Source organism: Streptomyces sp. NPDC017448 (assembly GCF_044330565.1).
Classification (GTDB): Bacteria; Actinomycetota; Actinomycetes; order Streptomycetales; family Streptomycetaceae; genus Streptomyces.
Genome location: NZ_JBIRLM010000011.1, coordinates 167251 through 186070 on the forward strand (window position 1 = coordinate 167251; position 18820 = coordinate 186070).

Annotated in this window: 19 protein-coding genes; 8 read left to right on the top strand and 11 right to left on the bottom strand. The window is 74.0% G+C overall.

Annotated features, from left to right (window positions below):
- Positions 1-99: 99 nt before the first annotated feature.
- From ACH4K1_RS20090 to ACH4K1_RS20115, 6 genes are all read right to left on the bottom strand, one after another.
- Positions 100-588, bottom strand: coding sequence for a DUF3180 domain-containing protein (locus tag ACH4K1_RS20090; protein WP_398090636.1), 489 nt, complete (start codon positions 586-588; stop codon positions 100-102).
- A 74-nt stretch (positions 589-662) separates the two neighbouring features.
- On the bottom strand, positions 663-1274 hold the full coding sequence (folK, locus tag ACH4K1_RS20095; RefSeq protein WP_398090637.1) for a 2-amino-4-hydroxy-6-hydroxymethyldihydropteridine diphosphokinase: 612 nt from the start codon (positions 1272-1274) through the stop codon (positions 663-665).
- The gene (folB, locus tag ACH4K1_RS20100) at positions 1271-1630 is read right to left on the bottom strand and encodes a dihydroneopterin aldolase (protein WP_228993031.1); all 360 of its coding nucleotides are present in this window, start codon (positions 1628-1630) and stop codon (positions 1271-1273) included. The genes folK and folB overlap by 4 nt, the downstream gene beginning before the upstream one ends.
- A gap of 236 nt (positions 1631-1866) precedes the next feature.
- Complete coding sequence (locus ACH4K1_RS20105; protein ID WP_398090638.1) at positions 1867-2337, bottom strand: nuclear transport factor 2 family protein; 471 nt, start codon at positions 2335-2337, stop codon at positions 1867-1869.
- Positions 2334-3131 (bottom strand): dihydropteroate synthase, encoded by a 798-nt coding sequence (gene folP / locus ACH4K1_RS20110; RefSeq protein ID WP_228993119.1) that lies wholly within the window; start codon positions 3129-3131, stop codon positions 2334-2336. The genes ACH4K1_RS20105 and folP overlap by 4 nt, the downstream gene beginning before the upstream one ends.
- 103 nt (positions 3132-3234) lie before the next feature.
- Positions 3235-5064, bottom strand: a complete 1830-nt coding sequence (locus ACH4K1_RS20115) for a phosphatidylglycerol lysyltransferase domain-containing protein (RefSeq protein WP_398090639.1) — start codon at positions 5062-5064, stop codon at positions 3235-3237.
- Between the two features lie 193 nt (positions 5065-5257).
- Between ACH4K1_RS20115 and ACH4K1_RS20120 the strand changes: the two genes are divergently transcribed.
- Complete coding sequence (locus ACH4K1_RS20120; RefSeq protein ID WP_398090640.1) at positions 5258-6379, top strand: alpha/beta hydrolase; 1122 nt, start codon at positions 5258-5260, stop codon at positions 6377-6379.
- 50 nt (positions 6380-6429) lie between these two features.
- Here the strand turns inward: ACH4K1_RS20120 and ACH4K1_RS20125 are convergent, their stop codons facing one another.
- Complete coding sequence (locus ACH4K1_RS20125; RefSeq protein ID WP_398090641.1) at positions 6430-7614, bottom strand: ABC transporter ATP-binding protein; 1185 nt, start codon at positions 7612-7614, stop codon at positions 6430-6432.
- Positions 7615-7818: 204 nt separating this feature from the next.
- Between ACH4K1_RS20125 and ACH4K1_RS20130 the strand changes: the two genes are divergently transcribed.
- The 4 genes from ACH4K1_RS20130 to ACH4K1_RS20145 all read left to right on the top strand — a co-directional run bounded on the left by ACH4K1_RS20130 (position 7819) and on the right by ACH4K1_RS20145 (position 11703).
- The gene (locus tag ACH4K1_RS20130) at positions 7819-8586 is read left to right on the top strand and encodes an ABC transporter permease (protein ID WP_398090642.1); all 768 of its coding nucleotides are present in this window, start codon (positions 7819-7821) and stop codon (positions 8584-8586) included.
- Between the two features lie 3 nt (positions 8587-8589).
- Entirely contained in the window at positions 8590-9291 is a 702-nt protein-coding gene (locus tag ACH4K1_RS20135; protein WP_398090643.1) for an ABC transporter permease, read from the top strand.
- Positions 9292-9436: 145 nt separating this feature from the next.
- Entirely contained in the window at positions 9437-10408 is a 972-nt protein-coding gene (locus ACH4K1_RS20140; RefSeq protein ID WP_398090644.1) for an ABC transporter substrate-binding protein, read from the top strand.
- Positions 10409-10527: 119 nt separating this feature from the next.
- Positions 10528-11703 carry a hypothetical protein gene (locus ACH4K1_RS20145; RefSeq protein WP_398090645.1) on the top strand — a complete coding sequence of 392 codons (1176 nt, stop codon included), beginning with the start codon at positions 10528-10530 and terminating at the stop codon, positions 11701-11703.
- Positions 11704-11763: 60 nt separating this feature from the next.
- On the opposite strand, the gene ACH4K1_RS20150 is transcribed toward ACH4K1_RS20145, so the two are convergent.
- Together ACH4K1_RS20150 and ACH4K1_RS20155 are read right to left on the bottom strand one after the other, a co-directional pair.
- Entirely contained in the window at positions 11764-12909 is a 1146-nt protein-coding gene (locus tag ACH4K1_RS20150) for an NADH-quinone oxidoreductase subunit D (RefSeq protein ID WP_398090646.1), read from the bottom strand.
- Positions 12910-12995: 86 nt separating this feature from the next.
- Positions 12996-13994, bottom strand: a complete 999-nt coding sequence (locus ACH4K1_RS20155; protein WP_398090680.1) for an SAM-dependent methyltransferase — start codon at positions 13992-13994, stop codon at positions 12996-12998.
- A 185-nt stretch (positions 13995-14179) separates the two neighbouring features.
- On the opposite strand from ACH4K1_RS20155, the gene ACH4K1_RS20160 reads away from it, so the two are divergent.
- Positions 14180-15382 (top strand): sensor histidine kinase, encoded by a 1203-nt coding sequence (locus ACH4K1_RS20160; protein WP_398090647.1) that lies wholly within the window; start codon positions 14180-14182, stop codon positions 15380-15382.
- Positions 15383-15471: 89 nt separating this feature from the next.
- The gene (locus ACH4K1_RS20165; RefSeq protein ID WP_228993020.1) at positions 15472-16152 is read left to right on the top strand and encodes a response regulator transcription factor; all 681 of its coding nucleotides are present in this window, start codon (positions 15472-15474) and stop codon (positions 16150-16152) included.
- A gap of 14 nt (positions 16153-16166) precedes the next feature.
- Here the strand turns inward: ACH4K1_RS20165 and ACH4K1_RS20170 are convergent, their stop codons facing one another.
- Positions 16167-17279 carry a DUF5937 family protein gene (locus ACH4K1_RS20170; protein ID WP_398090681.1) on the bottom strand — a complete coding sequence of 371 codons (1113 nt, stop codon included), beginning with the start codon at positions 17277-17279 and terminating at the stop codon, positions 16167-16169.
- A gap of 137 nt (positions 17280-17416) precedes the next feature.
- Between ACH4K1_RS20170 and ACH4K1_RS20175 the strand changes: the two genes are divergently transcribed.
- Positions 17417-17599, top strand: a complete 183-nt coding sequence (locus ACH4K1_RS20175; protein WP_398090648.1) for a hypothetical protein — start codon at positions 17417-17419, stop codon at positions 17597-17599.
- Positions 17600-17632: 33 nt separating this feature from the next.
- Here the strand turns inward: ACH4K1_RS20175 and ACH4K1_RS20180 are convergent, their stop codons facing one another.
- The gene (locus ACH4K1_RS20180) at positions 17633-18784 is read right to left on the bottom strand and encodes a threonine aldolase family protein (protein WP_398090649.1); all 1152 of its coding nucleotides are present in this window, start codon (positions 18782-18784) and stop codon (positions 17633-17635) included.
- Positions 18785-18820 lie beyond the last annotated feature (36 nt).

Genomic DNA, 18820 nt, shown 5'->3' on the forward strand with positions numbered 1-18820 from the left:
GGGGGGGGGGGCCCGGGGGGGGGGGGGGGGGGGGGGGGGGGGGGGGGGGGGGGGGCCGGGCCCCCCGGGGGGGGGGGGGGGGCCCGGGCCCCTAGGGTGTCAGGCCGCCGCCGTGCCCGTGCCGTCGTGGTCGCCGCCGTCCTCCGGGAGGCGGCAGACGCGTTCCAGGAAGAGGGCGGCGGCGATGACGCCGATGCCGGCGACCACCGCCGCGCCCGCGTAGATGGCCTGGTCGCGGCGGGGCGGGATGTCGAGGAAGCCGAGCAGGAAGACGCCCATGCCGCCGTACATACCGGCGACCAGGGCGGCGACCAGGGCGCTCGCCTGGCCGAAGACGACCGCGCGGGCCGCGAACAGCGGCTCGACGCCCTTGGCGCCGGGGCGGCGCTCCCGCTGGGCGCGGAGGCGGGCGCGGGTGGAGAGCGCGGTTGCGAGAAGGATGACCGCGATCACCGCGAGCACGATCGACGCGGCCAGCGGGACGCTCGGCAGCGTGCCGAAGGAGTCCCAGAGGCGGGCCCCGCCCCAGGAGAGGACGCCGGCGGCGGCGAAGAGGCCCGCCAGTACCCCGAGCCGTAGTTGCTTCACCGCGTGAGCCGCCCTTCGCGCCGCCTGTGCCCGGCCCGGCCGTGTGCCGGACCGCCGTCCGTCGAGCCTAACGACTACTCCGGCAGGCGCAGTTCCAGGTCGGCCCGGGGCAGTACGCCGTCGCGGCCGACCGCGGCCAGCAGGTCGGCCACCGGCCCGGCGCCGGGCAGCTGCGCCTCGGGGTCCACGTCGTGCCAGGGGGCGAGGACGAAGGCCCGCTCGTGGGCGCGCGGGTGGGGGAGGGTGAGCACCGGGTCGTCGGAGACGACGTCGGCGTACGCCACGATGTCCACGTCGATGGTGCGCGGGCCCCACCGCTCCTCGCGGACCCGGTCGAACGCCTCCTCCACCGCCTGGCCGCGCTCCAGCAGGGAGGCCGGGGGCAGCGTCGTCCTCACGAGGATGACGGCGTTGAAGTACGCGGGCTGGGAGCCGGCGTCCACGCCCCAGGGCTCCGTCTCGTACACCGGGGAGACGGCCTTGACCCGCAGGCCCGGCGTGTCCTCCAGGGCGTCGACGGCCCCCTGGAGGGTCTCCAGCCGGTTGCCCAGGTTGGAGCCGAGGGCGAGGACGGCCGTCTTGGGGTTGGAGAGGGTGGTGTCGGCGGCGTCGACCTGCTGGACGACGGCGGTGGGGACCGGCTGCACGGTCGGGTCGCCCTGTCCCTCGGTCGAGAACGCGGTCATGATCGGCTCCGGATGATGGTGACGGTGACGTCGTCGAAGGGGACGGTGATCGGTGCGTCCGGCTTGTGGACCACGACCTCGACCTCTTCGACGCCGTCGTGCTTCAGGCACTGCTGGGCGATGCGCTCGGCGAGCGTCTCGATCAGGTCCACCGGCTCGCCGGACACCACGGCGACGACCTCCTCCGCCACCACGCCGTAGTGCACGGTGCGGGTCAGGTCGTCGGTGGCCGCCGCGGGACGGGTGTCGAGGCCGAGCACCAGGTCGACGATGAAGGTCTGGCCCTCCTCCCGCTCCCGGGGGAAGACACCGTGGTGCCCGCGGGCCTTGAGGCCGCGCAGCGCGACACGATCCACGCGAATCACTCCTGCTGTCGTTGGTCGAGAGGCGCCCCGGCCGCGTGCGGGCGGCGAGGTGCCGTCGTGCGAATCTACCTGCGAGTACCGGGGGCGCTCGCCCGTGGGGGCCGTGGACCGCGCCTCATAGGGTTGGAAGCCGCCCCTACCCGGCGGCCCGGGTTTCCATCCCTACCGGTCCCGTACCCACTCGTACGGGTGTTTCCTCCTCCTGGGGGCTCCGGGCGTGCCTCCGCTCAGGAGGAGGTCTCCTCGTCGTCCTCGTCGGAGTCGGCCAGGACGGGCGATCCGTGGTGGGACCAGAGCTTCCAGCCGTCCGCCGTCTGCCGGAACACGTTGGTGGCGACGACGAGCCGGCCCACCAGCGGGCCCAGCGCGTCGCCCTCCTCGGCCGGGCCGCCGCTGAGGATGTTCTCGGTGCAGGTGACCAGGGCGGTGGCACCGGTCATCGCGACGTTGACATCGGTGAGGAAGAACTGGATGTAGTCGGTGTTCGCCATGATCAGGGCGTAGCTGCGCAGGACGTCGCGGCGGCCCGTGAGCACCGGCCACCCCGGGTGGACGCAGGAGACGGTCAGCTCCTCGCCCGGCAGCCAGCAGGCGGAGAGGGCGTCGAGGTCGCCGCGTTCCAGCGCCTCGTAGAAGGCGGCGTTGGCCGCCTCGACCTCCGCGATGTCGGCGGCCGCCCGTGCGTGCTCCTCGTTCACGCGGCTCCCTCGACCGCGCGGGCCACGCGGACCGCGTCGGCGGTGGCCCGCACCTCGTGGACCCGGACCGCCCAGGCGCCGGCCGCCGCGGAGAGCGCGGAGACGGCCGCCGTCGCCGCGTCGCGTTCGCGGGCGGGGGGCGGGGCCGCGCCGGGGCCCGCCAGCACGTGCCCGAGGAACCGCTTGCGGGAGGCGGCCACCAGCAGCGGGCGGCCCAGCGTGTGCAGCCCGTCCAGGCGGGCGACCAGCGCCAGGTCGTGGGCGGCGTCCTTCGCGAAGCCGAGGCCGGGGTCGATCACGACGCGGTCCGGGGCGATCCCGCCGGCGACCACCGCGTCCATCCGCTGCCGCAGCTCGTCGAGGACCTCGGCGACGACGTCGCCGTAGACCGCGCGGCTGTTCATCGTCTCGCTGAAGCCGCGCCAGTGCATCACCACGAACGGGACGTCGGCGTCGGCGACCGCCGGGACCATGTCCGGGTCGGCGAGGCCGCCGCTGACGTCGTTGACCAGGGCGGCTCCGGCGGCGACGGCCTGTTCGGCGACGCGGGCGCGCATGGTGTCCACGGAGACGGTGACGCCTTCGGAGGCCAGGCCCCGTACGACCGGGACGACCCGGCGCAGCTCCTCGGCCTCGTCGACCCGGCTGGCGCCCGGCCGGGTGGACTCGCCGCCCACGTCGACCAGGTCCGCCCCCTCGGACACCAGGTGCAGTCCGCGTTTGACGGCGGCCGTGGTGTCGAACCAGCGGCCGCCGTCGGAGAAGGAGTCGGGGGTGACGTTGACGACCCCCATGACCGCACAGCGGTCCCACTCCGGCAGTCCTCGGACCGTGCCCCGCGTGCGTGACGTACTCATACGACCAGACTAGGACCTGCCGCACCCGGCGGCGGCGCCGTCATGCCGCGCTCACCTCGTGCTCGGCGGCCGGCCGCGCGGCGTGGCCGCAGGGGCGGGGGTCGCGGGCGCGGAACGGGCGGGGCGGCGAGAGGTTCACGAACCCCTCCGCCCGCATCGCCGCGACCCCGATGCGGGGCAGCTCGCGGCTGGTGCGGAAGACCACGAAGCGGGGCTCCCAGCGCGGCTGGAACTTGGCGTTGAACTTGTACAGCGACTCGATCTGGAACCAGCGCGACAGGAAGATCAGCAGCCCGCGCCAGCACCGCAGCACCGGTCCCGCGCCGAGCCGCTCGCCGCGGGCGAGCGCGGAGCGGAACATGGCGAAGTTCAGGGAGACCCGGTCGACGCCGAGCTTCCGGGCGGCCCGGAGGGAGGCGACGATCAGCAGTTCGTTCATGCCGGGGTCGGCCGAGCGGTCGCGGCGCATCAGCTCCAGCGACATCCCGTCGCGCCCCCAGGGGACGAAGTGGAGGACGGCCTTCAGGTCGCCGTGCGGGGCGTCCTCCGTACCGGAGCCGGGCAGGTGGGCGGTGGCGATCACGCAGTCGCCGTCGGCCGGGTCGCCGATCCGGCCCAGCGCCATGGAGAAGCCGCGCTCGGTGTCGGTGGAGCGCCAGTCGGCGGCGGCGTGCCGGATGCGGTCCAGTTCGGCGTCGCCGATGTCACGTGCCCGCCGGACCCGGGTCTCGTAGCCGGCCCGCTCGATGCGCTTGACCATCTGGCGCACGTTCCGCATGGCCCGTCCGGCGAGGGAGAAATCCGCGACGTCCACCACCGCCTCGTCCCCCAGCTCCAGGGCGGTGAGCCCGGTCTCCCGGGTCCAGACCTGGCCGCCGGTCTCGCTGCAGCCCATCACGGCGGGGGTCCAGGAGTGCGCCCGCGCCTCGTCCATGAAGCGCTCGATCGCGCCCGGCCACGCCTCCACGTCCCCGATCGGGTCGCCGCCGGCCAGCATCACCCCCGAGACGACCCGGTAGCAGACGGCGGCCTTGCCGCTGGGGGAGAAGACGACGGCCTTGTCGCGGCGGAGCGCGAAGTGGCCGAGCGAGTCCCGGCCGCCGTGCCGCTCCAGCAGGGCCCGCAGCCGGGCCTCGTCGTCCTCGGTGAGGCGGGCGGCCGGGTGCTCGGGGCGGAAGGCGAAGTAGACGGTGGTGACGGCGGTCAGCAGGCCGAGGGCGCCCAGCGAGCAGGCCACCGTCCAGCCGGTCCGCCCGGCGTAGTCGACGGGCCCCTCGACGCCGAACAGGCCGTACAGCACGTGGTGGAGGCGGTCGGCGATGGACGGGTCCCCGATGACGCGGCCGGGGTGGGCGCTGACGATGACCAGTCCGAGCACCAGCGAACCGGCGCCGAGCAGCACGAAGTTGACGAGCGCGAGCCAGCGGCTGCGCGGGTCGGGCAGCGCCCGGAACTGGTCCCGGTGGCGCACCAGCAGCCAGCAGAGCGCCAGCGGGACGAGCACCCCGACGACCGAGTGGCGGTACGCGAACTGGGCCGCGGCCCCCGCGGGCAGGAGGACCACCGCCGCCCGCCAGGCCCGCCGTTTGTTCCGCTTCAGCCCGTGCGCGAGCAGGAGCAGGAGGATGCCCGCGCTGAGGGAGAGCGCGGCGGCGAACGGGCCGAGCGCCCCGGGGAGCACTTCGGCGATGGAGTGCATACGGCTGTGCCGGAAGCGGGGGAAGACCCCGGCGGCGACGTCGATCAGCCCGACGACGGTGCAGGCGGTGCCGACGATCGCCGGTACGGATGCGGGGCGCGGCCCGTGGAGCGACCGGCGGACGCGCTGCGGAACCGATACCGACTTATCCCCATCTAGCGTGACAGACATCGCTTCCCGTGGCTTCGCGTGAGATTTCCTGAGTCCGCCGGCCGGAGCCGCTCGGACGATGTGCGCCCTCTAGGACGGGGGGCGGGGAGCGGGGGTTCACCCACATTCCGGAAATTTCCCGCATCCGGCCCCGGCCCGGCCCTGCGCCGGACCTCGTCCGCCCCGGTACGGAGAAGACGGAGAAAGCACGCTCATGGGTCTCACCAGCACCGCGGTCCTCGCGGTCGTGGCGGCGGTGGCCGTCGCGCTGTTCGCCGCCACGGTCCGGTTCTGGCCGCGGCTGGCCCGGCCCGGCGCGGCCGCGGTCTCGGGCCGGATCGGACTGCTGCTGGCGACCCAGCTGACGCTGTTCGCCGCGGTGGGGCTGGCGGCCAACAACGCCTTTCTCTTCTACGGCTCCTGGGCCGATCTCTTCGGGAGGGAGCAGGAGTTGGGGGTCGTCACCGACCACGTGGAGGGCGCGGCCGGCTCCCCGCGCCTGGCGCGGATCGCCACCCGGCGCCCGGACGTGCCGGGCGGGCGTGTGCCGTCGGCCGGCGGGCGGATCGACCAGGTGGTGGTCTCGGGGCGCAGGTCGGGCATCGAGGCGCCCGCGTACGTCTATCTGCCGCCGGAGTACTTCCGGGCGGCGTACGCCGGGCGGACGTTCCCGGCGGCGGTGGTCCTCACCGGCTACCCGGGCACGGCCGAGAACCTCCTGAAGGGGCTGCGCTACCCGCAGACGGCGCATGAGCTGGTGAGGGCGGGGAAGGCCCGGCCGATGATCCTGGTGATGCTGCGTCCGACGGTCGCGCCGCCCCGGGACACCGAGTGCGTGGACGTCCCGGGGGGCCCGCAGACGGAGACGTTCTTCGCGAAGGACCTTCCGGAGGCGGTGGCGGACTCCTACCGGGTCGGGAAAGAGGCCCGTGACTGGGGGATCATCGGCAACTCCACGGGCGGCTACTGCGCGCTGAAGATGGGGATGCTCCACCCGGACCGGTACGCGGCGAGCGCCGGGCTCTCCGCGTACTACAGGGCGGCCGAGGACCCGACGACGGGCGACCTGTTCCACGGGCGGCGGGAGCTGCGCGACCGCGCCGACCTGATGGGGAACCTGGAGAACCGGCCGCCGAGGGGCGGGTCCTTCCTGGTGACGACGTCCCGGGAGGGCGAGGACAACCTCGGGAGCACGATGAGGTTCATCGAGAAGGTGAAGGCGCCCGCGCGGGTCTCCTCCATCGTGCTCGACAGCGGCGGGCACAACTTCACGACCTGGCGGCGGGAGATCCCGCCGGCCCTGGAGTGGCTGAGCGCCCGCCTCGGGGAGAGGTGAGCGTCCGCCTCCGGTGGGTTGCGCCCCGGCATGGTCCGGACGGACAGCCCTTAGGAGGCCCGGGTGACCGCCGCGACCGTCTCCACGGCGACCTCCGCGCGCGGTACGTCCTGGGCGTCCGCGTCGATCGAGCGGCGCAGGGCCTCGTGCAGACGGGCGGGGGTCAGCACGCCGAGGAAGCGGCCCCCGCCCGCCTCGTCGACGACCGCGATCCAGCCCGCGTCGTGCTGGAGCATGGTGGCGAACGCCTGCTTGAGGGGCGCGCCGAGCGGGAGCCACGCCTCCATCCGGCGGGCGTGGTCGCGGACGGCGCCTCCGGCGGCCGCTCCCGCGTCGGCGTCGGCGGGGATCCAGCCGTGGAGGTTGTCGCGGCCGTCCAGGACGACCGCCCAGCGCGCGCCTCGGGACCTGAGCCGTTCGGTGGCCGCGGCCAGCGGGTCGTCGAGGTGGACGACCGGCGGCTGGTCGAGGTCGCTCTCCTCCACGGGCGTCACCGAGAGCCGCTTGAGGCCCCGGTCCGCGCCGACGAAATCGGCCACGTACGGGGTGGCGGGGGCCCCCAGCACGGTGGCGGGGGAGTCGAACTGCTCGATACGGCCCTGCCCGTAGACGGCGATCCGGTCGCCCAGGCGGACGGCCTCCTCGATGTCGTGCGTGACGAACAGCACGGTCTTGCGGACCTGGGCCTGGAGTTTCAGGAATTCGTTCTGAAGGCGTTCGCGGACGACCGGATCGACCGCTCCGAAAGGCTCGTCCATCAGGAGGACGGGCGGATCGGCGGCCAATGCCCGAGCCACGCCCACGCGTTGGCGCTGCCCGCCGGAAAGCTGCTCCGGATAGCGGTCGCCATAAACGGAAGGATCGAGTCCGACGAGGTCGAGGAGTTCGGCGGCGCGTTCGCGTCCCTTTCCGCGCTTCCAGCCCAGCAGATGGGGAACGGTCGCGGTGTTCTCCAGGACCGTCCGGTGGGGGAAGAGGCCGACCTGCTGGATCACATAGCCGATTCTGCGGCGGAGCCGGACGGGATCGATGGTGGATATGTCGTCCCCGTCGAGGAATATCCGGCCCTCGGTCGGTTCGATCAGCCGGTTCACCATCTTCATGGTGGTCGTCTTGCCGCAACCGGATGGTCCGACGAGCGTGACCAGTTCACCCTCGGCGACCTCGAAGGAAAGGTCGTCGACGGCGGTGGTGCCGTCGGCGTACCGCTTGGTGACATGCTCGAAACGGATCATGGTTCCCCATTGTGGAGGGCGTTTCGTGAAGGGCGTGTTGCCGGAATGCGACAGCCCTCCGCGATTGTCGGTGGTCGAGGATAGGCTCGCCAGTCATCAGTTCGATCCGGGCGATCCGAGGGGCCGGAGGTTCCGGGAGAGGGCGCCGGGGCGGTTTCCCGGAGCGCTCCCGGGCGATGAGGACGGGCAGGAGGTGGAGGGCGGATGGCCGGACAGAGCTGCCTGGTGACGAACGACTGGATCTGCGGGGAGTATCTGCGCTCCCGGAGCCAGGAGTTGGCGGACGCGACCGTGCAACACGTGGGGATCACGGCCGCCTCGGTGCTGATCGGGCTCGCGGTGGCCTTTCCGCTGGCCCTGCTCGCCCGCCGGGGCCGGGGGTTCGCCGGGCCGGTGCTCGGGCTGACGACCGTGCTCTACACCGTGCCCTCGCTGGCGATGTTCTCGCTGCTGCTGCCCCTGTTCGGGCTGTCGGCCTCGCTCGTCGTGACCGGCCTGGTGCTCTACTCGCTGACCATCCTCGTGCGCAACATCCTGGCCGGGCTCGAAGCGGTGCCGCAGGAGGCCAAGGAGGCCGCCCGCGGCATGGGGTACGGGCCTGCGAGGCTGCTGTGGGAGGTGGAGCTGCCGCTGGCGCTGCCCGCGGTGATGGCGGGGGTGCGGATAGCCACCGTGTCGACGGTCGCGCTGACCACGGTCGGTTCGCTCGTCGGCAAGGGCGGCCTCGGCAACCTCATCGAGGACGCGCTGCCCAGCTTCTTCAAGGCCCAGGTGCTCACCGCCTCGGTGCTGTGCGTGCTGCTCGCGGTGGCGGCGGACCTGCTGCTGCTCGGCCTCCAGCGGCTGCTGACGCCCTGGACGCGTCTCTCCGGGGCGGGCCGGCCGGGCGCGGCGACGACGGACGCCGGGCCGCGGGCCCCGGCTGTGACGGACCCGGGGCCTCCCGCCCCGGCGAAGGCGGAGGTGGGCTGACCCGTGGGAGTCATCGGCGACGCCTGGACCTGGCTGACCACCGGGGCCAACTGGTCGGGGGACGGCGGGGCCGCGCACCGGCTCGGCGAGCACCTGTACGTGAGCGGGGTCGCCCTGGCGGCGGCCTGCGCGACAGCCCTGCCGCTCGCCCTCTACCTGGGGCACATCGGCAGGGGCGGGCCGCTGGCGGTGAACGTCTCCAACGTGGGGCGGGCCGTCCCCGTCTTCGCGGTGCTGGCCCTCTTCATGGTCACGCCCCTGCGCAACGCGGGGTACTGGCCCACCATCATCGCGCTGGTCCTGTTCGCGGTCCCGCCGCTGCTGACCAACGCCTACGTCGGCATGCGGGAGGTGGACCGGGCGGTGGTGGAGGCGGCGCGCGGCATGGGGATGTCGGGTCTCCAGCTCTTCGTCCGGGTCGAGCTGCCGCTCGCCCACCCGATGATCATGACGGGGCTGCGGTCCGCCGCCGTCCAGGTCGTGGCCACCGCGTCGATCGCCGCGATGGTCGGCCTCGGCGGCCTCGGCCGGATCATCACCGCCGGGTTCAACACCTACGACACCGCCCAGGTCTTCGCCGGGGCCGTCCTGGTCGCCGGGCTCGCCCTGGTGGTGGAGGGCGTGCTGGTGGGCCTGGACCGGCTGCTCTCCCCGCTCCGCCGCCGCGGGTCCGGGCCCCCCGCCCGAAGCGCACGGCCCGTATGACGCGCACGGGTGGACGCCGCACCGCGGACGCGCTTTCCGCGGTCACGCACCCCGCTGACGCCTCCTGGGGCTGTTCCGCTCGGACACGCCCCTCCGGGCGCTTTCTTCTGATCACTTTCCTCTGTTCGGACGGAGAACAACACATATGAGCAGGACCTCGCGGATAGCCGGTGCGGTCGTCGGCATGGTGGCGCTGGCCGGGTCGCTGGCGGCCTGCGGCGGCGACAGCCTGGAGCAGGAGAAGGGCGGTTCGGGTTCCTCGGGCGGCGACGGCAAGAAGGGCTCCCTGGTCGTCGGTTCGGCCGCGTTCACCGAGTCCAAGGTGCTCGCCGAGCTGTACGCGCAGATCCTGGGCGACGCCGGATACAGCACCTCCGTCACCACGGTGAAGAACCGTGAGCTGTACGAGCCGTCGCTGGAGAAGGGCGAGATCGACGTCGTACCGGAGTACGCGGCCACGATCGCCGAGTTCCTCAACGCCAAGGTCAACGGCGCCGACAAGGCGCAGGAGAAGCCCGTGGCCTCCGGGGACGTCGAGGCCACCGTCTCCGCGCTGAAGCGGCTCGCCGAACCGCTGGGCCTCACGGTCCTCCCGGCCGGAAAGGCCGTGGACCAGAACGCCTTCGCGGTATCGGAGGAATTCGCCGAGAAGAACGGCCTCACCTCCCTTTCCGATCTGGGGAAGGCGAAGATCAAGGTGAGGATCGCGGCGGGCGACGAGTGCGAGGTGCGGCCGTTCTGCGCACCGGGGCTCAAGGAGACGTACGGCATCGACGTCACCGGTATCGACCCCAAGGGCGTCGGCACGCCGCAGTCCAAGCAGGCGGTCCGCGACGGCAAGGCCCAACTGGTCCTGACGACCACGACGGACGCCGTGCTGGACGGACTGGTGTTCCTGGAGGACGACAAGAAGCTCCAGAATGCGGACAACGTCCTTCCGGTTCTGCATACGAAGGACGCGGGCGCGCCGGAGATCGCCGACGCCCTCGGCAAGATCACCGCCACGCTCACGACGGAAGATCTCGCCGAGTTGAACCGGAAGGTGGACGCCGAGCGGGCCAAGCCCGCCGATGTCGCCAAGGAGTACCTGGAGGCGAAGGGGCTGATCGGGAAGTAGCGTTCGGGCCCGGAGAAAAGAGCCGGGCGAGCGCCTTCGGGGGGCCGCGAGGTAACCGGCGGGGAACAGATTTCCGGGCGGCCCCCCACGTGGTCCGTGCACACGGTAAATTTCAGGCCATGCCCCGTGGACGCCACCGCCATTCGCCGCCCCTCCACAGAATCCTGCCCCCCTCCGTGGTGGCGGGCGTTTCGGTCGTCGGCGCCGCCGGCGCCTGGCTGCTGTCCGAACCCCTGGTCCTGCGGGGCCTGGTGGCCGTCGTGGCGGCCGCCGCCGTCACCGGCGCGTATCTGATGCGGAGCTGGGACCGGGCGGCGGGGCTGCGGGTCGCCGAGCTGACGCGCGCCCGGGCGAGCGACGAATGGCGGGCCGAGGAGCGGATCGCCGAGCTGGAGCAGGACCTGGAGGAGTCGCGCGAGCTGCGCACCCGTCTGGAGACCAAGCTCCGTCGCAAGCGGGTGGAGCTGGCGGGGCTGCGCGGGGAGCACGCCGGACTGCTGCGCCGTTACGCCAACGCCGAGACCGAGCGGGCCAGCGCGCTGGAGGACCGCCGGCAGCTCGCCGTCGAGGCGTCCGCCCCCAAGGAGCTGCTGCCCGCGCGGTCCACGCCGACGCCCGACGCGTACCGGCGGGCGGACGAGGCCCTGATGAACCTCACGCGCAACGCGAAGATCCAGGAGGCCCGCCGTACGGCGGAGTTGGTCCGGCAGCGGGCCCTCGCCGGGCGCTCCCCGGCGGTCCCTGCGACCCCGGCGGTCCCGGCCCCGGCGGTCCCTGCGACCCCGGCGGCCCCGGAACCGGCGGCCCCGCAGGCGGCCGGACCGCAGGCTTCGGCAGCCTCCGCACTCGCCCCCGCGACGGTCCCGCGCGCGACCCCGGCCGCCTCGGCCGTCGTCCCGTACGCGGCGCGCCGCCACCTCGCGCCCCAGGGCAACTTCGACTACTTCGGCACCCAGGGCGCCCGCACCGCCCGGAGCGTCCGCGGCCCTCAGGACGGCACACGCCCCCAGGACGGCGCGGGCGCCCAGGACGGTGCGGGTCCTCAGGACGGCGCGGGCGCCCAGGAAGTCCCGGGTCCTCGGGCCGCTCCGGCCCTCCGGGGGGCCCAGCAGGCGAAGGCCGCGATCGAATCCGTGCAGAACGAGGACCTCGCGGACGTCGTCGGCGAGGAGGCGCTCGCCGCCCACCGCACGGGGGCCGTCGACCACCGCGCGGTCGGCAAGGTCATCGACCTCACCGCGCACGACGAGACCGAGCAGATCGACGTGGCACGCCTGCGCGGCGCCGTCTCCTGAACGGGCGCCGCACGCACGGCGTTCCGACCGGGCCCCGGCCCGGCGGCGCCGGCGCGGGGGCTACTTGTCGATGTCCCCGACGACGAAGAACAGCGAGCCCAGGATCGCCACCATGTCGGCGACCAGCGTCCCCGGCAGCAGCTCGGTGAGCGCCTGGATGTTGTTGAACGAGGCCGAGCGCAGCTTCAGCCGGTAGGGCGTCTTCTCTCCCTTGGAGACCAGGTAGTAGCCGTTGACGCCGAGCGGGTTCTCCGTCCAGGCGTAGGTGTGGCCCTCCGGGGCCTTGAGCACCTTGGGCAGCCGCTGGTTGATGGGACCGGGCGCCAGGCCGGCCATCCGGTCCAGGCAGGCGTCGGCCAGGTCCAGTGAGTTGAGGGTCTGCTCCAGCAGGCACTCGAAGCGGGCCAGGCAGTCGCCCTCGGTCCGGGTGACGACCTTCAGGGTGTCCAGCAGCTCCCCGTACGCGAGGTAGGGCTCGTCGCGCCGCAGGTCGAAGTCGACGCCCGAGGCGCGGGCGATCGGCCCCGACACCCCGTACCCGTGCACCGCTTCGGCGGACAGGACGCCGACGTCGCGCGTACGGCCCCGGAAGATCTCGTTGCCGAGGACGAGGTCCTCGTACACGTCCATCCGGGAGCGGACCGAGGCGACCGCGTCGCGGACCCGGCCGGCCCAGCCCGCCGGGACGTCCTCCTTGAGGCCGCCGACCCGGTTGAACATGTAGTGCATCCGGCCGCCCGACACCTCCTCCATCACCGCCTGGAGCTCCTCGCGCTCCCGGAAGGCGTGGAAGACCGGGGTGATGCCGCCGAGTTCGAGGGGGTAGGAGCCGAGGAACATCAGGTGGTTGAGGACCCGGTTCAGCTCGGCGAGCAGCGTCCGCGTCCACACCGCGCGCTCGGGGACCTCCATGCCGAGCATCCGCTCGACGGCCATCACGACGCCCAGCTCGTTCGAGAACGCCGAGAGCCAGTCGTGGCGGTTGGCGAGCATGACGATCTGCCGGTAGTCCCGCGCCTCGAACAGCTTCTCCGCACCCCGGTGCATGTAGCCGACGACCGGCTCCGCGTGCTGGACGCGCTCGCCGTCCAGCACGATCCGCAACCGGAGGACGCCGTGCGTCGAGGGGTGCTGGGGACCGATGTTCAGCACCATGTCGGTGCTCTCCGCCGCTCCGCCGATGCCGATCGTGGTCGTCTCCGTCATGCGGGACAGTATTCCCCCTGACTCCCCCGATTCCGTCGCCCCGGGGCCCCCGGCCCCCCGATCCCGCCGGGCCGGGGCCCCGGTGGTCACCCGCGTTCCGGCAGGCCCACCCGGTGCAGCAGCCAGCCGAAGTCGCCGAGGCCGCCGCGCGCGGTCAGCTCCGCCGCCTCGCCCGCCGCCGCCAGCGCGGAGACGTACCCCGCCGGGTCGGTGGCGGCCAGGGTCAGCGGCGGCCGGCCGCCGTCGACGCCCAGCCGGCGCAGCACCGTCCGCTGGTCGGTCAGTTCGGCGCTCGCGTACGGGACCGCCGCCGCGCAGGCGTCCAGCGCCACGTGCGCGGTCAGGTCGCGGGAGCCGTCCGGCACCGGGCGCACCTCGCGGCCGCCCCGGAATCCGGTCAGCGTTCCGAAGGGCGGCCGGGCGCCCCGTACATGGGCGTAGTCCACCGCCACCGCGAGGCCGGCGGCCACGCATCCCACCGCCCGCGCCCAGGCCGCGTCCCGGGGGCGGCCGATCTCCGCCCGCTCGCCCGGCGCGGACAGGGGCCACCAGCGCTCCAGCCACGCCGCGTCCGCCCCGGTCACCGGGGGGCCCAGCCGCTCCGCACCGTCCGAGGTCCGCACCTGGACGTACCGGGGGACGCCGTCCGCGTCCGCCTCCGCCACCTCCGCCGGAACGTTGTCCAGCCACTCGTTGGCGAACAGCAGCCCGGTGATCCCGGCGGGCGGTTCCGCGCACCACTCGATCCGGGGGTCCAGGCCCGCGGGCCGGGCGGCGACCTCGACGGCGTACGGGATCACCTCCGGTCCCTCCGGCAGCGCGGCCAGCGCGGCCAGCACGCCGGTGAGCAGCTCGCCCCGCCCCGCGCCCACGTCGACCAGCGCGACCGTGCCGGTGTCCAGCTCGTGGGCGATTCCGGTCAGCAGCCGGGCCACCGCCGCCGCGAAGAGGGGCGAGGCGTGCACCGACGTACGGAAATGGCCCGCGGGCCCCTCCGGGGTGCGCAGGGGGTTGCGGTAGAAGCCCTCGTCCCCGTACAGGGCGGCCCGAGCCGCCTCCCGCCAACCGCGCCACTCGTCCGTCACGTCCGTCACCCGGCCAAGTCTCCAGCCTCCGGGGCGGGCGGGTCTCCACCGCCGGTCCCCTCCGGGCCGGGCGGGCCTCCCCTCGGGGAGCCGGGCGGGCCTCCACCTTGGGGAGTACGGCCCCGCACCCGGATCGACCCTCCGGTTGACCCGGGCACCGATCGGCGGTCCTTACGCTTGGTCACGTGCAGCGCCTCTACGACTTCATCCGCAGACACCCGACGGGCGTCGACGTCTTCTGGGCCGTCTTCCTCCTCGGGCTCTCCGGGATGTCGATGGTGTCGGGCATGTACGACGCGGGGCGCGAGGAGATCGTCGCCGTCCCGGTCGCGCTCGGTCTCTCCACGGTCGTGGCGCTGCGCCGCAGGGCCCCGGAGAAGATGCTGCTGCTCGCCATCCTGGTGGGCCTCGTGCAGCTGGTGTTCGACGTCCGGCCCGGCATCGGGGACTTCGCGATGCTGGTGATCACGTACACCGTGGCCACGATCGGGGAGCGGTGGGCGTCCCGGCTCGCCCTGGCCTGCAGCCTGAGCGCGGCGGCCCTGTCCCAGCTGCGGTGGGAGCCCGAGCCCGGCGGGTCCTGGCCGCAGGTGGTCTTCGTGACGATCATCATGACGGTGCCGTTCGTGCTGGCCTGGGTGCTGGGGGACTCGCTGCGGACCCGGCGCGCCTACTTCGACCAGCTGGAGGAGCGTGCGGCCCGGCTGGAGCGGGAACGCGAGGCGCAGTCCAAGGTCGCGGTCGCCGCCGAGCGGGCCCGGATCGCCCGCGAGCTGCACGACGTCGTCGCGCACAACGTGTCCGTGATGGTGGTCCAGGCCGACGGCGCCGCCTACGTCATGGACGCCGCCCCCGACCAGGCCCGCCAGGCCCTGGAGACCATCTCCACCACCGGCCGCCAGGCGCTCGCCGAGATGCGGCGGCTGCTCGGGGTGCTGCGGACCGGCGACGGCCCGGAGAGCGGGGAGTACGTCCCCCAGCCCGATGTGGAGCAGATCGAGGATCTGGTCGCCCAGGTCCGGCAGACCGGCCTGGAGGTCGACTTCAAGGTCGAGGGCACGCCCCGCCCGCTGCCCAGCGGTGTGGAGCTGACCGCGTACCGGGTCGTCCAGGAGGCCCTGACGAACACCCGCAAGCACGGCGGCCCCGACGCCGGGGCGAGCGTCCGGCTGGTCTACTTCGACGACGGCCTCGGCCTGCTGATCGAGGACGACGGCCGGGGGGCCGCGCACGAGCTGTACGAGGACGGCGGCGCGGACGGCGCCGGGCACGGGATGATCGGGATGCGGGAGCGGGTCGGCATGGTCGGCGGCACGCTGGACGCGGGGCCCCGGCCCGGCGGAGGCTTCCGGATCAGCGCCCTGCTGCCGCTCAAGCCTCCGAGCTGACCGCCCCGCCCCCTCGCCCCCGGCCCCCGGCCCCGCCCCCTCGACCCCGACCCCGACCCCGCCACGACCCAGGACAGGACACGATCCCCATGACCCCCGCCATCCGCGTGATGCTCGTCGACGACCAGGTGCTGCTGCGGACCGGGTTCCGGATGGTGCTCGCGGCCCAGCCCGACATGGAGGTGGTGGCCGAGGCCGGGGACGGGGCGGAGGCGATCGAGCTGCTGCGGTCCACCGCCGTCGACGTGGTGCTGATGGACGTCCGCATGCCCCGGCTGGACGGCGTCGAGGCGACCCGCCGCATCTGCGCGCAGCAGGACCCGCCGAAGGTGCTCATCCTGACCACCTTCGACCTCGACGAGTACGCCTTCTCCGGGCTGAAGGCGGGGGCCAGCGGCTTCATGCTCAAGGACGTGCCGCCCGCGGAGCTGCTCGCCGCGATCCGCTCCGTGCACAGCGGGGACGCGGTCGTCGCCCCGTCCACCACCCGCCGGCTGCTCGACCGCTTCTCGCCGATGCTGCCCAGCGGTGAGAAGGAGCCCAGGAACAAGCACGTCGGCAAGCTCACCGAACGCGAACGGGAAGTCATGCTCCTGGTCGCCCAGGGCCTCTCCAACGGGGAGATCGCCTCCCGCCTCGTCCTCTCCGAGGCCACGGTCAAGACGCACGTCGGCCGCATCCTCACCAAGCTGAACCTCCGCGACCGGGTCCAGGTCGTCGTCCTCGCCTACGAGACCGGCCTGGTCAGGGCCGGAGGCGGCGCGGGCTGAGGAGGCGCCGCCGCTCAGCGCAGGACGCCCTCCAGGAAGTCGCTGCCGAGCCGGGCGACGACCGTCAGGTCCAGTTGGTGCAGGACGTAGCGGCCGCGGCGGCGCGTCGTGACCAGCCCCGCCCTCTTGAGCACGGAGAGGTGCCGGGAGACCTCGGGGGAGGTGATGCCGTGGGAGTCGGCCAGCTCGCCCGTGGTGTACGGGGAGCGGGCCAGGTTGCGGCAGAGGCGCATCCGCATCGGGTGGGCCAGCGCCTCCAGGCGGAGCCGGAGCAGCTCCACGGAGGCGGGCGCCGGCAGGTCGGGCAGGTGGACGGGGTAGTGGATGACCGGCCGCCAGCCCGGGGCGTGCAGCACCATCAGGTGCGGCCGGCCGAAGCTGGTCGGGATGAGTGTGAGGCCCCGCCCCACGGCCGGGTCCAGGGCGGTGGTCCGGCCCTCGGACAGCTTGTCGACGGTGATCCGGCCCGCCCCCTCGTCCAGCGTCACGGCGGCGGAGACCGCCCCGACCGCGTCGGCCAGCCCCTTGCGCCGCAGCAGCTCCGTCTTGTGCCGGGCGTCCGCGACCAGCTGGACGGAGACCCGCCGCCAGGTGTCCGCGAAGAACGCCTGGTCGCAGTCCTCGAACAGCCGCCGCACCCAGCCGCGTACGGAGGCGGGGTCGGCCAGCAGCCGCCGGGTGAAGTCCACCTGCTGCGGGCCGCGCGCCGCCGCCAGGTCCAGGGCGCGCACCCGCATCGCCTCGTCGTGCAGCGGTGACGGCGACCCGGCCCCGTAATGGCTGGCGCAGGTGAACTCCAGCGCGGCGGCGACGAACCGTTCGTCGTCCAGCTTGTCCAGCAGGTCCAGGTCCTCCGCGAGCGTGGCCCCGGTCCTGCCGTCGCCGCCCCGGATGCCGGAGAACGGCATGAACACGTCGGAGAAGGTGTTCCGCCACAGGAACTCCGCCTCCAGCATCCGGTCCGCGAGGTCGGGCTCCAGCGCCGCCGCGGTCGCGGTGGCCCAGCCGTGCAGCCCCGGGTGGTGGCCGGGCTCGGAGAGCGCGTGCAGGGCCAGGCCCAGCTCGGCCAGCGGAGAGGTCGCGAAAACGACCTGGTCGGCGGGGAGTCCCGCGATGTCTATGTGCACGCTCACGCCTCCATGGTGGGGGAACGCGCCCGGGCCGTCGCCCCGTTTGACGGCCCCCGTCAATCAGCGGCCGACGGATTGACGGGGCCCGTCAACCGACGGGCGGCGGGCGGCGCGGCCTTCGCAGGCTGTGCCGTATGACCGCCCTCCAGCAGCATCTGCTCGACGTCCACCGCGCGGCCCGGCTGTCCCGGCCCGCGCCTCCGCCCCCGGGCCGCCACGACGGCCCGGTCCTGCGCGCGCTGTACCGCCGCGTCCGCCCCGCCGGGCGGACCGCCCCGCCCGACGCCTCCGACCCGTCCGCCCCGCCCGGCGGGTGAGGGGGGCGCCCCGGACCCCGGGGCGCCCCGGGTCTACCCCGCGTACCGCACGAACCCCGCCACCGCCTCCCGCACGTCCCGCGCCGTCCACTCCAGCCCGTCCGCCGCCACCGTCACCTCGGTGAACGAGACCCCGGGCGGCAGCCCCGTTCCGGCCGCCCCCGCGGACCAGCGCCGGAAGAGCGCCACGCCCGTCTCCTCGGCCTGCCGCACCGACGCCTCGTCCAGCACCTCGGGCGCGTACGGCAGCCAGACCTGGAACTGGTGCGTGTGCGGCGGCTCCGGCCACACCCGGAACCACGGCGCCGCCGACGCCGCGAACCCCTCCGCCAGCGCCCCGGCCACCACCTTGGCGTGCGCCACGTACGACGGCAGCCTCGGCAGCTCCCGCTCCAGGCCGAGCAGGGCGGAGAGCGCGGCCGGGAACTGCTGGAACACCTGGCCCCCGTAGCGGTGGCGCCACACCCGGGCCTCCTCCACCAGCGTCTCCGGACCCGCCAGCACCGCCCCCGACAGCCCGCCCAGGGACTTGTAGAACGACACGTACACGCTGTCCGCCAGCGCGGCGATCTCCGAGAGCTCCCGCCCGAAGTGCGGCCCGCACTCCCACAGCCGCGCCCCGTCGAGATGGACCACCGCGTCCCGCTCCCGGGCCGCCTCCACCACCGCCGTCAGCTCCTCCCAGGACGGCAGCACGAACCCGGCGTCCCGCAACGGCAGCTCCAGCATCAGCGTCCCGAACGGCTCGGGGAACTCCCGTACCTCGTCCGCGTCCGGCAGCCTCGGCTCCGACGTCGGACGCACCGTCCGCAACCCGCTCACCGCTCCCAGCGCACCGCCCTCGTGCAGCTCCGGATGGGAGAGGGGGTGGAGCGCCACGGTCGCGTTCCCCGTCCGCCCCGCCCAGCACCGCAGCGCGACCTGCTGGGCCATCGTCCCGGTCGGGAAGAACGCCGCCGCCTCCATGCCCAGCAGCCCCGCCACCCGCCGCTCCAGACCGGCGACGACCCCGCCCCCGTACACATCGGTCCAGTCGTCCGGATCGTGTACGGAGGAGGCGTCGGCCGCCAGCGCCGCCAGCCGCTCGCCCACCGTGCCGTCCGCACCCGTCCGGGCCAGCACCTTCGACCCCCGCCACGCGGTCAGCGCGCGCCGCCGCCGTTCCTGCTCGTCCGTCGTCGCCATGGGACGATCATCGCCCGGGGCCGGGGCGGCGCGCCC

What these genes read in the sequence shown, in the direction of transcription:
- folK (WP_398090637.1), bottom strand. Translation starts at nt 1,274, where the DNA reads ATGACCGCGTTCTCGACCGAGGGACAGGGCGACCCGACCGTGCAGCCG.
- folP (WP_228993119.1), bottom strand. Translation starts at nt 3,131, where the DNA reads ATGGGGGTCGTCAACGTCACCCCCGACTCCTTCTCCGACGGCGGCCGC.
- ACH4K1_RS20115 (WP_398090639.1), bottom strand. Translation starts at nt 5,064, where the DNA reads ATGTCTGTCACGCTAGATGGGGATAAGTCGGTATCGGTTCCGCAGCGC.
- ACH4K1_RS20120 (WP_398090640.1), top strand. Translation starts at nt 5,258, where the DNA reads ATGGGTCTCACCAGCACCGCGGTCCTCGCGGTCGTGGCGGCGGTGGCC.
- ACH4K1_RS20125 (WP_398090641.1), bottom strand. Translation starts at nt 7,614, where the DNA reads ATGATCCGTTTCGAGCATGTCACCAAGCGGTACGCCGACGGCACCACC.
- ACH4K1_RS20130 (WP_398090642.1), top strand. Translation starts at nt 7,819, where the DNA reads ATGGCCGGACAGAGCTGCCTGGTGACGAACGACTGGATCTGCGGGGAG.
- ACH4K1_RS20140 (WP_398090644.1), top strand. Translation starts at nt 9,437, where the DNA reads ATGAGCAGGACCTCGCGGATAGCCGGTGCGGTCGTCGGCATGGTGGCG.
- ACH4K1_RS20145 (WP_398090645.1), top strand. Translation starts at nt 10,528, where the DNA reads ATGCCCCGTGGACGCCACCGCCATTCGCCGCCCCTCCACAGAATCCTG.
- ACH4K1_RS20150 (WP_398090646.1), bottom strand. Translation starts at nt 12,909, where the DNA reads ATGACGGAGACGACCACGATCGGCATCGGCGGAGCGGCGGAGAGCACC.
- ACH4K1_RS20165 (WP_228993020.1), top strand. Translation starts at nt 15,472, where the DNA reads ATGACCCCCGCCATCCGCGTGATGCTCGTCGACGACCAGGTGCTGCTG.
- ACH4K1_RS20175 (WP_398090648.1), top strand. Translation starts at nt 17,417, where the DNA reads ATGACCGCCCTCCAGCAGCATCTGCTCGACGTCCACCGCGCGGCCCGG.
- ACH4K1_RS20180 (WP_398090649.1), bottom strand. Translation starts at nt 18,784, where the DNA reads ATGGCGACGACGGACGAGCAGGAACGGCGGCGGCGCGCGCTGACCGCG.